Source organism: Alteromonas macleodii, from assembly GCF_903772925.1.
GTDB lineage: Bacteria > Pseudomonadota > Gammaproteobacteria > Enterobacterales > Alteromonadaceae > Alteromonas > Alteromonas macleodii_A.
In genome coordinates this window covers 2,130,725-2,144,930 of record NZ_LR812090.1, presented here as the reverse complement: position 1 = coordinate 2,144,930, position 14,206 = coordinate 2,130,725, and the positions used below count along the sequence as shown (strand labels likewise).

Sequence of the window (14,206 nt, the reverse complement as noted above, 5' to 3'; positions counted from 1 at the left end):
GAAATATCTGTGAAATTTCAATTATTGACTATATTTTCATCATACTGACACAAAACAGCGTATGCTAGAACAAAATGCGAACAAGGTAATAACCCGTAGGTAATGCTATGAGCCATATACTGGCAATAAAGATACGGGCAATAAAGATTATTCATAACAAGAACGTCTAATATTAGTGTGCTAAGGAGATAACCATGTTGGTACTTCGACTTAATAAAGCAGGCATGCCACAAGAGTGGATAGATGTTGAACAAGCCGCAAAGCTTTACAGTCAGGACAAGGTGCTATACGAGCTAGGCAGTGATGCTATAACCCTTAAAGGTGGCTGGAATCACGAAGGGCTGCAAAGCGAACTTACCCTATCAAGTATTATCGCTTGCGACGGCAAGGTAACAGATTTATCTGGCAAAGTTGCCCTTTCCAACCGCTATCTATTTAGGCGCGATAGCTATTTGTGCATGTATTGCGGCAATAAGTTTACGCCTAAGCAACTTACCCGAGACCATATCATTCCCCGTTCTCGTGGCGGAAAAGATATCTGGACGAATGTAGCCACCGCTTGTCAGCGATGTAATCATGCTAAAGCCGCTAAAACACCTGAAGAAGCGAATATGCCTTTACTCGCTGTGCCGTTTAGGCCCAATGTTTACGAGCGCTTTTATTTAATGAACAGACGCATACTGGCAGATCAGATGGCATTTTTAGAAGGGCATTTTTCCCATCAGCGGGAATGGACGTGTAACGAATAAATGGCAACAAAAAGCAGTGAGCGACCAGTAACTTAAAAAACAGGTCGCCCGTTGATAGAATTTTACAGCCCAGTGCTCGTTGTTGTTTGCTGTTCTGTTGTAGCCGACGCTTGAAGGTTGGCGTTGTTATTCTCGCTTTGCTGTTGCATTAGCATAGCTTGCTCTTCTTTTTGCGCTCTAAACCACAGGCTTAACCAATCGGAGCACATTTTGTGTTCTAACTCATGGGCTTCAATGGTTGGGCAGAATAAACTAACCTTTACAACAACCTTTGCAAGTTCATTTGTTTTAATCTCGACTTCTGGGTCTATACGAATAAACTCTTGTTCTAAATGACGTTCGATTAAACCTTTATAGCGTTCTGCAACGTCTCGAAAGTATTCACAATGGGCTTGAGCGCGGGCGTGAAAAGCAGGTAACAAGCTATAGGCATTTACCGTAGGCTCGTTAACAATTTCAAACGAATGCAAACGGTAGCGGCGCATAAAGTTAAGGTTACGCACGGTTTGAGTAACTAGCTGGCTGTTAGGTACGTAAACGTGTTTACCCGTGTAGTTAAAGCTTTCTGGGTCAACTTCTAAAAGCGCAGTTTTTGCCCAGTCCATTTCTACTACTTCACCAATAATATTATTCATTTGGATCCAGTCCCCTACCCTGAATGGCCTTGCGCCAAGGTAGTAAATGAAGCCCATAAAGCATTGAATAAATTCTCGGGTGGCTAGCACTATGGCAACCATAAATGCGGCAATAGATATAGCGAGTGTTTGTATTTCAGAGCTCCACACCATCATCAACACAATGATGATAAAAGCGTTACCTAACTGCTCTAAAATATTAATCTGGTTTCTTCTATCTTCCCCGCGCTGAGAACTGATGCGCCTTATCAGCAACAGCACACCTTTTTTAGAGAAGTGCAATACAATTAAAAGTAGTAGTGATGTCAGCAGTTTATACTCATTGGCAAACGCAATAAGCTGATTCCATAACTGCGTGGGGTCTATCACAATCTCCATGTATGCTCCGACTGTACTGGCGAGGGTAAATCTTTGAATAAAAATAAAAAAGCGCCGACGAATGCCAGCGCTTTTCATTATGAAGCATGTAAACCTGCGGCACAATGCCGACCAGTTGCAACAACTATTTTTTAGTCGCGAATTTGGCCTTCACCGTTCACCAGGTATTTCTCTGAAGTCAACGACTCTAAGCCCATTGGACCGTAAGCATGTAGCTTAGTTGTCGCAATACCAATTTCTGCGCCAAGACCTAGCTGACTGCCGTCAGAGAAGCGTGAAGAGGCATTAACCATTACCACACTTGCATCTACTGCGCGCTGGAACAGCTTACCTTTCTCAGCATCTTCGGTCACAATAACTTCGGTGTGGTTACTACCGAACTGCGCAATATGATCTACTGCACCTTCGAAGTCATCAACTACGCGAATTGCGATTTCTAAACCAAGGTACTCTTCGCCGTATGCGTCTTCTGCAATTACGTCTGCGCCATCAAAATATTGGCTACCTTTTTCGTTTACGTGAACCGTTACACCTTTTTCTTTAAAGGCATCGGCCACTTTAGGTAGAAAGTCACCCGCAACGGCTTGGTGTACAACCAAACCTTCAAGCGCATTACACACGCCAGTACGCTGGGTTTTACCGTTTAGAAGTATAGCCATGGCTTTATCTAAATCAGCATCTTTATCTACATAAAGGTGACACACACCTTTAAAGTGCTGAATAACCGGAACCTTAGCGTTATCGGTTACGTAGTTGATAAGCCCTTCACCGCCACGTGGAATAATAACATCAATGTAGTCGCGTTGTTCCATCAGCTCTTGCATTAACGCGCGATCTGGGTTTGGCACAACGGTAACTAGCGCTTTAGGCAAGTCATGCTTCTCAAGCACGTCTTGCATAAGTTCAGCAATCGCCAAACTTGTATCAAGGGCTTCTTTACCACCACGTAAAATTACGGCATTGCCCGATTTAAAACACAGCGCGCCCGCGTCGGCAGTAACATTAGGTCGTGCTTCATAAATCATGCACACAACGCCAAGCGGTATACGCATTTTCTTAATTTCAATTCCGTTAGGACGCGTACCAATAACACGCTCTTTGCCTACCGGATCGTCAAGCTCAACAATAACCTCAATGCCTTCAGCCATTGATTCAATGCGCTCATCGTTAAGGATTAAACGGTCTATCATGGCTGCATCTAGATTATTTTCTTTAGCGCGCGCAACTTCCTTTTCGTTCACTTCAATAATTTTGCTTTTATTGGCACGAATTGCCGCGGCCATATCAGTTAACACCGCGTTTTTCTGGCTCTCACTTAAAATTGCCAGTGTACGTGCAGCTTTTTTCGCCTGTTGTGCTAACTCTGTAATAATACTCATTCTTTCTCCAGATTTGCTATGTGCTGATCAGAAATAATTGGCCCTGTTTTTTCTTCAAACTCGTGGGCAAATTCGTCACTTTCCTGATTCGCAATAAAATTCAATAAACAGCTACTGTAGTTCGACTTGGCTTTCACCAATTTAGTGCCGTCTTCTTTACGTACCAATATGGTATCGCCAACCGAGAACTCACCTTTCACGTCTATAATTTCGCTACTTGTTAGTTGCTCTGCATCAGTATGTAAAGAGTCGTCGAAGTCCCCTTCTACTATCACCTCACCTTGCGCATTTGACGTATGACGCATCCAATGCACATTCTCTTGCATTGGCTTAGCGTGAGGTTTGAAATGCGTGCCCGGGTTTTCGCCTGCTAGCAGCATATTAAACGACAGCTCAGTAAAGCCGTTAATAATATATGTATCTATACCATGCGAAACAGCTTTCTCGGCCGCTTCAATTTTTGTGCGCATACCGCCGGTGCCAACACCGCCTTTAACCGCACCACCAGCCATGTCGTAAACGCTCTGATCGATGGTATCAACCGATTTAAGCAGTTTTGCGTCGTCATGTTCATGTGGGTTTTTGTCGTACAACCCGTCAATGTCTGAACAGATGATCAAAGCATCAGCTTCAGCCGCCGACGCCACCATGGCCGATAAATTATCGTTATCGCCAACCTTCAATTTGTCGGTAGTTACCGTATCGTTTTCGTTCACGATAGGCAGAATGTTGTTGTCTAACAAACTGAATATGGTTTCACGAATACTTACATAACGCTCTCTGTCTCTTAGGTCAGCATGGGTAAGTAGCATCTGGGCAGACGGAAAATCAAACAGTCTGTCCCATGTGGCAATCATCTCGGTTTGACCCGCTGCTGCCATGGCTTTCTTTACCGCTATATCTGACTTTTCTTGCTCTGGAAACAGGTGCGCGCCCGCTGCGACAGAACCAGAAGACACGAGTACAACTTGTGTACCGTTGGCTCTGCATCGCACGATAAATTGCGCAATGCTCAAAAGGTAATGACTGCTACAACCTTGCTGGTTGGGCGATATTAGTGCACTACCTACTTTGATGACTACGCGTTTCCAATTAGGATGACTCATAATAAACTTTTTAACCTTAAGATTGTTGATTCGCTAATTCTTCACTGGCTTGCACAAACGTTTTTTGCACGTTCGACGATGGGTCTTCGCTAAAGCGACTTACCATGTATAGCGTTAACGTACTTACCGCAAACCCTGGAATAATTTCATAAATAACGCTGCTTAACGTTTTACCGTCAGCTAAAACGGGCGCATAAATCCAAAACAGTACGGTTACCGCACCACTTATCATGCCCGTCATTGCCGCTTTCGCTGTCAGGTCCTTTTTATACAGACAAAACAGTACTAACGGACCAAATGCGGCGCCAAAACCAGCCCAAGCGTTACTTACTAAAGACAAAATTGTATTCGACGCATCCATGGCTAACAGTAATGCAACTACAGCCACACCTGCTACACCATATCGCCCAATTGTTACCGTTTGCTTTTCACTTAACGATTTTTCTGGCGACTTTTTATTTACCAGTACACGGTAAATATCTTCTGTTAACGAACTTGCGCTAACTAATAACTGCGACGAAATTGTACTCATGATGGCCGCTAAAATTGCTGCCATCAAAAATCCACTAATTAGTGGATGGAAAAGCAATTGCGAGAAGATAATAAATATAGTCTCTGGATCGTCGACTGCAAGGCCAAACTGGTTAGCATAAGCAATGCCTACAAAGCCTGTAGCTAATGCACCAATAATTGTCACTGTCATCCAAGACATACCAATATTTCGTGCTGTTCCAATAGCCTTAACAGAGCGAATTGCCATAAATCGCACAATAATGTGCGGCTGACCGAAATAACCTAAGCCCCAACCCAAACTTGAAAGCAAACCGACTATCGTTAGTGTCTCTAACGATTCTGAAAAATTCGGAACAGATTGATAAGCGGCGCTCGTCATTTGCGAAACGCTATCAAACTCGGTAAATGCAACAATTGGAACCAAGACCAAAGCCACAAACATAATGCAACCTTGCACAAAGTCTGTAAGGCTGACTGCTAAGAACCCGCCCAACAGTGTGTAAGACACCACAACACCTAGGGTGATAAACAAGCCTAGTTGGTAATCGACCGAAAATGCACTTTCAAACAGCTTACCGCCTGCTACTAACCCTGCAGATGTATAAAGTGTAAAGAACAGCACAATGATTACCGCCGAAACGATTCGCAAGCTTGAATTTGGCTTATTGAAGCGCTTGGCAAAGAATTCAGGCACAGTAAGTGAGTCGTTTGCCACTTCGGTATATACACGAAGTTTAGGCGCTACTAATAAATAGTTAGCTAACGCACCTGCAACCAAGCCTATCGCGATGTATACCGCGTCAAAGCCGGTTAAGTACATAGCGCCGGGAAGACCCATTAACATCCAACCTGACATGTCGGATGCACCCGCGGACAGTGCGGTAACTTGAGGGCTTACTTGTCGCCCTCCTAATATATAACCAGAAATATCACTGGTAGATTGTCGGTAAGCAAACAACCCTATCCCCAACATCGCTATAAAATAAACGGCTAGTGATAGGTAACTTTCCATTGGCATAACGTTAGTTATTTCCTCTATTGCTCTTCGAAAACTCGTAAATGATTAACCGTTCTGAACACTTGCTACAACACACGTCGATGCAAATAATTAAATCGAACAATAATCATTAGAGCTCTAACAATATAAGGATTTGACAAAAAATTTCAAGTTTAATTTTTAAACAACTTAATTTAAACAGCATTGATGTTTAATTTACCACCAAACATGTTTCACGACACTTTAATGAAACACAATTAATATTAAACCTTAATTTTCAATACTTTAAAAAATAACAGCCATTCATGGAACAATTTAACTTAGCGCTTAAAGCATAGAAAAAGCACAACTTTACTATCAGCTAAAACATTTTCATCAAAAATGCTTTGTTACGCACACTCAGCTGAAATAACATCCAAAAGAAGCTTTTCTACAGGCAATAATTGGGTTAGTTGCGTACAATCTTCGTTATTTAGTGAACGCACCTTTTCTATAAGCACCTCACACGCTTTCTTGTCGTTTTTAATGGTAAATAGCTTCGGATGAATATAATATTTTCGGCATACTGTGGGCGTATTTCCAAGTTCTGCGGCGACAACCTTGCTCAATGTACTCTCCCATTTTTTGGTTCTGGAATTACTAACTTGGTCGTAGACGCGAGGAAGGTTAGTTAACGCGAACCGACTAGAGGCCCAAGTTCTAAAGTCCTTGCAACTAAACTGCTCGCTTAACTCTTTGTGAATAAACGCATTCACGTCTTCACTGGTTACATCGTGCCAGTGTTTACTCTTATCCTGATAGCGGAAAAGGCAATAACCTTGCTGCTGAGCGCAATCGCAAATCAGCGAGGCAAGTTCGGGATCGTTAACCTTTATGGTTCTCGGCTTACCATGCTTTCCTGTGTAGGCAAGTTCAACGCTATCCTCACACTGTAATTGCACGTGTTTACGCCGCAAGGTTGTTAGCCCGTACGTTTCATTTTCTTTGCTATATTGAGCATTGCCTACCCTCGCACCTGTGTAATCAAGCAGAAGGCACACCAGCGCACATGCTCGTTCTTGCGTCCAAGTTGGTTGCGAAATCAAGGAAAGGCAGTGTTCTCGAAATTCAGAAAGGGCGTTGCCGAAAGCAAGCAGACGCTCGAACTTTGCGACTTGCTGCTGTTCGTGCCATTTGTCATGGTAAATGTATTGTTTGCGCCCTTTCTCATCGAAGCCAACAGCCTGAATACTTGCCTTACTATCACGGCTGATAAAAGTGTTTTGCCAATTTGGGGGAATAACAAGCTTCTTGATACGTTTAATCACACGTTCGCCCGTTACTTTCTTGCCACTGCTATAGCGATAGTAAAACCGTTTACTTCCGCAAGGGATACGCTTTATTGTCAGGTGACTATCGTCTGAATACACATTGCAATAGCCTTTAGTCCTTTTCATTTTTAGTTACTCCTTTCCCCTACTTGCCCCAAAACAATAACAACTGAATAGCTGTAAGAGCACGCGTTAAGGGCGGCTTTGCTTCAATACTGACATGCCGTTGCGTTATTTTTGGGGCAAAGGTCAGTTCTCCTCGAACTACAGCGCTTATCTATAAGAAGAATTTACAGCTGAAATAAGGTAATTGATCACTTGCCTTTAAACCTTTTGCCGAGTTTATTTATCTACCCAGAGCTTTATCTACCAACAGGGGCTTTTAACCAACGCTGTAACAATTTTTCACATCCCGTGTAAAATAATCGCAGTATCCTTCCTCATCTTCACCCGTAAAGCTGATAGAGGCATCGTCATTTTTAATATTTGTCATCGACAGCCCGCCCTTTTATTAACTAAACCATATGTAACGAACAGGAAATATCACTACTTTACAGTCAGTTAGAGCATGCCGCTTTGCAAATTAAACTAAAGTATTAGCTCTACTCATACTCCAGCGGAATACAAATTGAATAGTAAGTTATAACTAGTAATTAGCTGCAGACATTTAAAAGAGACATCTGCAAACAGTTGCTTGCGAGGTTTATGTGAAACCGATAACCGGCGAGTAACTCTTGAACTAATTAAGTGGATTTAATTAGAGAGTCCAAGAAAGAAGTCGAGGATTTAAATATGAGTATTCAAAATTCAAACAAGGTTGATTCAGAAAGCGCTAAAAGTAGCGAGCACGAAAACTTAAGGGCTAATGTCGTCTCTAACGACGAGCTACAAGTGGCTGCCGTATTTAGTTCAAAGCAGAAAGTTCGTGAGGTACTAGAGATAGTGCAAAACAAAACATCAGTAGAATCATCACAGATAGAGATTATTGAAGCAGGTGATGCTAAGTTAAGTGAAAAGCTAGAGCGAAATAGCGAATCAATTGGAAAGAGTATGTGGTCTTCTCACCTTCTTCTTGGTTCACTCGGACTTGTAGCCGGATTAATTGCCGCTTTTCTATTAACTCAATTTGGGCCTGCACTTACGCAGCAAAACCCGTTGTTTACTTATATTGCATTAATAAGCCCTGGCCTCTTCATTGGGCTATTCGTAGCTGGGCTAATCGGTTTGCGTCCGGACAGAAATGAAGTAATACAGACAGTAAGGCATGCAGTTCGCTATGGCAAAGTGGCGTTAGTCATCAATCTTAGAAAGTCTCAATCATCGTCAAAGGTGTCTCAGGTGTTGAAGCAGCACAGCGATAATGTAGTTGAATCTATTCGGTAGTGAAATTAATGACATGAAAACATGCTAAACGGCAGAATGTGTTAGAGTATTAAACTATTGATTGAGCTTGCTACTTAAAACTCGCTTCTTAAAAGATACCACAGGGCAATATACCGAATTTCGCGTATATTGCCCTTTAACGTTTGGTTTGTAGCAATTTGAAAGAAAGACTAGGCACCGATTGTATGGATTTGATATTTTTTGATTTAGATGGGACTTTGTTAAATAAGTCTTCAGAAATTTCTTCTTTCACAAGAGAAACATTGGGCTTACTAAGTGAAAAGGATATTGCCTTTACGGTAGCCACAGGGCGCACCATGCATTCAGCACAATTCGTACTGCAGGGTCAATCTTTTGTACTACCTCATATCTATAATAATGGCGTAGCCATATGGGATCCAAGCGGGAATGCCTTAACCTTGGAAAACCTGCTCGCCCCTAGTGAAGTTAACCTTATTATTGAACATGCGGTTAAAAACAATATTACGCCTTTCATTAACACGGTTAATATGGATAGCCCTAACCACGAGCACGTTATTTATCATTCAGCGCCAAAACATCAAGTGGAATTCGATTTAATCGACAAATACTTTTCGCGAACGAAAGCGCGGCTTGACTCCATCGAAACTTTACCGGCTGATGCTCACATTACGAATATCAGTATGATTGGCGATGCAGCGCTGGTTTATGATATGTACAAACAACTAAACATGCATGACGAGTTGATTGCCTATTCCGGCCCTGCCATTGAAGGCGATGAATATCGTTGGATGGACGTTCACCACAATCTTGCCAACAAAGGCAGCGCAGTAGAGTTATTACGCGGTCAATTAGATGCAAGCAATGTTATTGTTTTTGGTGATAGTGACAACGACTTGAGCATGTTTAAACTTGCTGACGAAGCTTATGCGCCATCAAACGCAAAACCTTATATCAAAGATGCCGCCACTTCTGTAATTGGGCATCACGATGAAGATGGAATCGCTCGCTTTTTAAGAGAGCGATTCTCACTTTAGCCGTTGTTGGCGCTTAGGCTACAGAATAAGGTGAAAACGAAGCCCACCCTTATGTAGCCAGGCTTTATATTAGCCCATCCTAATAAGGGCCCATCTTAATAAGGGCCCGTTGCTGAATTGTATTGATGGTGGCCCAGATTATGTTCACTTACTATATGTTAACTTATTTAAGGGCTACCATTCGATAGGTTCTCTGTCTTTTAGAAATTGACCGTGAGGGCCGCCCTCTTCCTGAGTTGCAAGCCAAATCGCGGTATCTGCACCTTCTTCCGGTGTCTTGGGCGCGTCGCTGCCGCCCATTCGGGTATGTACCCAGCCAGGGGTCATGCTGTTTACCGTGACATCAATCTTTTTGCCATCAGCAGCTTTATCGACCTCTGCAGCCATTTTTACGGTAAGGGCATTAATAGCGGCTTTCGTTACTGCGTAGCATAAAGGCCCCTTTAAACCTTCGGCAAAGCTACCGTAACTGGAACTTACGTTAATAATGCGACCAAATCCTCGTTCAATCATTTGCGGTAAGGTTTGCTGCATAAGCGTTAGGGGCGCACTTACATTAACCTGCATAGATTTCGCCAAACTTTCAGAATTCACTTCTTTCCAATCGGTGTCGTCTAATATCCCCGCGTTATTTATCAGAATATCGATGGGGCCATACACGGCTTCAGCACGCACAAACGCGTCTACAATGGCTGTTTCATTATCAAGAGGCAGTTCAATAACATGTATATCCCCACCTACTATTTCCTTTTTGGCTTCAAGACCTGACTCTTCATCTCGACATCCCATCAATACTTTGTAGCCTTTCGACAGCATTCCCTTCACTATTTCCAGGCCGATACCTCTATTGCCACCAGTTACTAATACGTTTTTCGTCATGCCAATACACTCCTTGCATTTACGCTTGGGCTTGTTTTGCCTCAAAACGATTGGATAAATAAAAACACAGCGGGAAAATTACGCTCCACACCAAAGCAATGAAAATATAAGAGAGCACCATGCTGGCACCTAGCTCTACGGCACCAAACTTAGCGCCTGCGATATAACTGAGAGGCGCAAAGACAGCCCCCGCAATTGCAGCGATAATCATTCGACCATTAAAAGCAGTTAAACTGTGATAGACAGTCCCCGCAAATGCGGCCCATAGAAGGCTAAGCCATATGGGAATTGGCCAAAAGCTCACTAACACTTCTGTCTGATTAAAAATAAATAGACCACTTAATGTCAGTAAGGCGTCAACTAGAGTACCAAGCAGAAAAACGGCACTCATAAGCTTTATGTCTTCGATTCGTTTTGGGGAAAATACAATCCAAATCAAAAGTAGCCCCAGTACGGGAAGTACAGCGCTATTTTGAAACAGGATTACTAACCACCATATCGATTGAAACCACGCGAAATTGACAACCTTGAGTACTACCGTTTTATTCATTGTGGACGCTCATATTTTCTATACAAAAATATACGCTTTCCGCCTTGTGATAGTTCAAATCAAAAATCTCAAAAGTAAACGAAATCAAATAAGTGTAAGTATAAACGCTTAAGCTATTTGCTTTTTCCAATTACAAAGGATGTGTTAGTCGTGAAAATGGTGAAGTACTACATTCTCGGAGCATTGTTGGCGTTAGTGCTAACGGTAACTGTACCCGTGCTATTGCTTAAAATTGCATTCGGATGGGTAGCCTTTTCGCTTATTGCGGTAAGCAGTGCCTATTTGCTTAACTACCCAAGTTTATTTCGTAAACGCGAAGATGGCTCAATCCCCTTCTATATTCGTTGGATCTTTGTTCCATTTCTTTTGGGCTCAGGGCTGTATAACGAATATGCACGCAGAACAGACAAGGTTCCTCCACTGCAAAAAATCGAACCCCATCTTTTTCTCGCATGCCGCATGTCTAGTCAACACGTAGACCTACTTAACGAAAATAACGTCGATGCCATCCTTGATGTTACAGCAGAGTTTGACGGTCTAGATTGGACAGCGTATCAGGAAGATTATAAGTACCTAAACGTTCCTGTTTTAGACCATACAAGCCCCACCGCTGAGCAACTTGTCCTTGCAATCAACTGGCTCAATCAGCAGATATCTGATAACAAAAATGTGGTTGTTCACTGCGCACTTGGCCGAGGCCGTTCGGTGCTAGTGGTGGCGGCTTATCTTTTGGCAAAGAATCCGAGTTTGAGTGTAGATGATGCCTTACGTCAGATTAATCAAATACGCCAAACAGCAAGGCTCAATAAACGCCAATTAGCGTCGTTACAAAAAGTGAGAGATGGCGGGCTCTTATCTTTACGAAAAGAACTAACGTTAATTGTTAATCCAGTAGCAGGTGGCGGTAAGTGGAAACAGTATCGAGGCGAAGTACTTTCTAGGCTTAATGAAAAGTTTAAAGTGACGGTAAAAGAAACCACACCGGAAGTAGACGGAAAAGCATTAGCGCAACAAGCCAAAGATGAAAAAGCGGATATTGTCGTTGCCTGTGGCGGAGACGGTACATTAACCGAAGTTGCGTCAGCGCTAATTAATACTGACATCACCATGGGTATTATCCCTTTTGGAACGGCCAACGCGCTTAGCCAAGTGCTGCACGGGTATATCAGTAAAGTTATGCCTATAAGCACTGCCTGCGACATCATTATAAAGGGTGACACGTTAAAGATTGATACCGCAACTTGTAACGATAAAGTCATGTTGTTAGTAGCAGCCGTCGGTTTTGAAGAACAAATGATTTCGGCCGCTGACAGAGAAGAAAAAAACGTGGGAGGTCAGTTCGCCTATTTAAAAGGGCTGTGGAATGCTATTTCTAATAATGAAAATATGACATTTGAAGTAGCAAAAGATAACAAACCCGCAGAGACATTGGAAACGCCAAGCTTTGTGATCGCCAACGCTGCACCTATGACAACAGCATTGGCACAAGGCGCAGAGCAGCCGGATATAACGGACGGAAAGCTAGATCTCACTTGGTTATTGCCGCAGCCAAGCTCTGACAGGCAGTTTGCATCGCTAGCGGAACTCGTTTTAAGCCCAGCCGAATCTAAAAAGCAATCAGACTCCATACGCCATGAACGCGCATCACAAATAACATTGTCATTCGATAAGCCTACTGCCTATGCAGTTGATGGTGAAATCTATGAAGGCGATAAAATTATTATAAAAACCGTCCCTAGAAGCCTCACCGTGCTTGCCAACTTTGAAGATAAGGATTAATTGTTACATGGCTCAGAAAAGTAATTTTGAAGAAATTTTTAGCTTCCTTAATGACAAGTTTTCTAATGAAACAGAGTACCTTCAAGCGGTACACGAAGTACTTGAAGACATTGTTCCTGTATACAATGCAAATGAACAATACAAAGCATTCGATATAGTCAGACGTATCAGCATGCCAGAGCGAGTTATTTACTTCACAGTCTCTTGGATGAACAGCCAAGGAAACATTGAAGTTAATCAAGGGTGGCGTGTGCAGCACAATTCGGCAATGGGCCCTTATAAAGGCGGGCTGCGTTTTCACCCTACCGTTAACTTATCGGTGCTGAAGTTTTTAGCATTCGAGCAATGTTTCAAAAATGCACTTACCGGCCTTCCAATGGGTGGCGGTAAAGGCGGTTCAGACTTTAACCCTAAAGGTCGTTCGGACCGAGACATCATGTTGTTTTGCCAAGCATTTATGCGTGAACTACAGCGCCACATAGGCGCCAACACGGACGTTCCAGCCGGTGATATTAATGTTGGGGCCCGTGAAATAGGTTATCTCTATGGCGAATACCGCAGGTTAAACAATAAGTTTGAAGGTGTATTAACAGGTAAAGGGCTTGAATTTGGCGGCAGTTATGTACGCACAGAAGCGACAGGCTTTGGCTTAATCTACTTTTTAGAAGCCGTCTGCCAGCACCAAGGTTCAAAAATAGAAGGCCAGACCATAGCAGTCTCTGGCGCGGGCAATGTAGCACTCCATGGCGCACTTAAAGCAGTAGAAAAAGGCGGAAAGGTCATTTCTCTTTCTAATAGCCGAGGGCTTCTACATAACGAAGATGGGTTAACTGATACTGCACTTAAATGGGCAATAGAGAATCACGCTAACCGTAATAATATTCTTGCAGATATGGCTGACGAAAGCATGGGTAAGTGGGTACCTGATAAAAAGCCATGGCATTTAAAGTGTGATATTGCCCTGCCCTGTGCAACTCAAAATGAGCTGCTTGAAGATGACGCGAAAGCATTACTGGATAATGGTTGCCAAATGGTTTTAGAAGGAGCGAATATGCCGTGTACGAACGAAGCACAATCACGCTTTTTAGACGCTAAAATCGTTTATGTTCCGGGCAAAGCATCAAACGCGGGCGGTGTTGCTTTGTCTGGCTTAGAAATGAGCCAAAACGCTATGTTCAATCAACGGGATGCTAGTACGCTAGATGACCAACTTTATTCTATTATGGAGAGTATACATCAACGCTGTCTAGATGAAGGAAAGGAAAACAGTGGTGATTCCAAATACGTAAATTACATGAAGGGCGCTAACATTGCAGCGTTCAGGCGACTTGCTGATGCCATGGTTGCACAAGGCGTATAACCTCATCTTCTTAATAAAGTTGTCGATAAGTTTACGGGTAAAGCCTCTGTGAATTTATCGGCAACCTCAGTGTAAATTTTGCTCTCTTCCTTTAACAAAACTGGCCTTCTTTTTATCAGCAAGACTAATAAAATAAATAAATTCATAAAGTTATATACATAAGATTCATGGA

Annotated in this window: 12 protein-coding genes; 5 read left to right on the top strand and 7 right to left on the bottom strand. The window is 42.7% G+C overall.

Annotated features, from left to right (window positions below; all coding sequences use genetic code 11):
• The first annotated feature begins 194 nt into the window (after positions 1-194).
• On the top strand, positions 195-749 hold the full coding sequence (locus PCAR9_RS09250) for an HNH endonuclease (RefSeq protein ID WP_179983346.1): 555 nt from the start codon (positions 195-197) through the stop codon (positions 747-749).
• A gap of 62 nt (positions 750-811) precedes the next feature.
• On the opposite strand, the gene PCAR9_RS09245 is transcribed toward PCAR9_RS09250, so the two are convergent.
• The 5 genes from PCAR9_RS09245 to PCAR9_RS09225 form a co-directional block, all read right to left on the bottom strand.
• Positions 812-1,762, bottom strand: a complete 951-nt coding sequence (locus PCAR9_RS09245; RefSeq protein ID WP_179983345.1) for a mechanosensitive ion channel family protein — start codon at positions 1,760-1,762, stop codon at positions 812-814.
• A 131-nt stretch (positions 1,763-1,893) separates the two neighbouring features.
• Entirely contained in the window at positions 1,894-3,141 is a 1,248-nt protein-coding gene (locus PCAR9_RS09240) for a glutamate-5-semialdehyde dehydrogenase (RefSeq protein WP_179983344.1), read from the bottom strand.
• The gene (gene proB, locus PCAR9_RS09235; protein ID WP_179983343.1) at positions 3,138-4,247 is read right to left on the bottom strand and encodes a glutamate 5-kinase; all 1,110 of its coding nucleotides are present in this window, start codon (positions 4,245-4,247) and stop codon (positions 3,138-3,140) included. The genes PCAR9_RS09240 and proB overlap by 4 nt, the downstream gene beginning before the upstream one ends.
• 16 nt (positions 4,248-4,263) lie before the next feature.
• Positions 4,264-5,778, bottom strand: a complete 1,515-nt coding sequence (gene putP, locus PCAR9_RS09230) for a sodium/proline symporter PutP (RefSeq protein WP_179983342.1) — start codon at positions 5,776-5,778, stop codon at positions 4,264-4,266.
• A 368-nt stretch (positions 5,779-6,146) separates the two neighbouring features.
• Complete coding sequence (locus tag PCAR9_RS09225; protein WP_179983341.1) at positions 6,147-7,193, bottom strand: DNA topoisomerase IB; 1,047 nt, start codon at positions 7,191-7,193, stop codon at positions 6,147-6,149.
• 666 nt (positions 7,194-7,859) lie between these two features.
• Between PCAR9_RS09225 and PCAR9_RS09220 the strand changes: the two genes are divergently transcribed.
• Together PCAR9_RS09220 and PCAR9_RS09215 are read left to right on the top strand one after the other, a co-directional pair.
• Positions 7,860-8,450 (top strand): hypothetical protein, encoded by a 591-nt coding sequence (locus PCAR9_RS09220; protein ID WP_179983340.1) that lies wholly within the window; start codon positions 7,860-7,862, stop codon positions 8,448-8,450.
• A gap of 185 nt (positions 8,451-8,635) precedes the next feature.
• Positions 8,636-9,466, top strand: coding sequence for an HAD family hydrolase (locus PCAR9_RS09215; protein WP_179983339.1), 831 nt, complete (start codon positions 8,636-8,638; stop codon positions 9,464-9,466).
• Between the two features lie 174 nt (positions 9,467-9,640).
• Here PCAR9_RS09215 and PCAR9_RS09210 read toward each other — a convergent pair whose 3' ends face one another.
• Together PCAR9_RS09210 and PCAR9_RS09205 are read right to left on the bottom strand one after the other, a co-directional pair.
• Complete coding sequence (locus tag PCAR9_RS09210; protein WP_179983338.1) at positions 9,641-10,345, bottom strand: SDR family NAD(P)-dependent oxidoreductase; 705 nt, start codon at positions 10,343-10,345, stop codon at positions 9,641-9,643.
• A 19-nt stretch (positions 10,346-10,364) separates the two neighbouring features.
• Positions 10,365-10,895 (bottom strand): DUF2878 domain-containing protein, encoded by a 531-nt coding sequence (locus tag PCAR9_RS09205; protein WP_179983337.1) that lies wholly within the window; start codon positions 10,893-10,895, stop codon positions 10,365-10,367.
• 150 nt (positions 10,896-11,045) lie between these two features.
• Here PCAR9_RS09205 and PCAR9_RS09200 point away from each other — a divergent pair, with 150 nt between their 5' ends.
• Positions 11,046-12,674 carry a diacylglycerol kinase family protein gene (locus PCAR9_RS09200; RefSeq protein ID WP_179983336.1) on the top strand — a complete coding sequence of 543 codons (1,629 nt, stop codon included), beginning with the start codon at positions 11,046-11,048 and terminating at the stop codon, positions 12,672-12,674.
• Positions 12,675-12,681: 7 nt separating this feature from the next.
• The gene (gdhA, locus tag PCAR9_RS09195; RefSeq protein ID WP_179983335.1) at positions 12,682-14,034 is read left to right on the top strand and encodes an NADP-specific glutamate dehydrogenase; all 1,353 of its coding nucleotides are present in this window, start codon (positions 12,682-12,684) and stop codon (positions 14,032-14,034) included.
• Positions 14,035-14,206 lie beyond the last annotated feature (172 nt).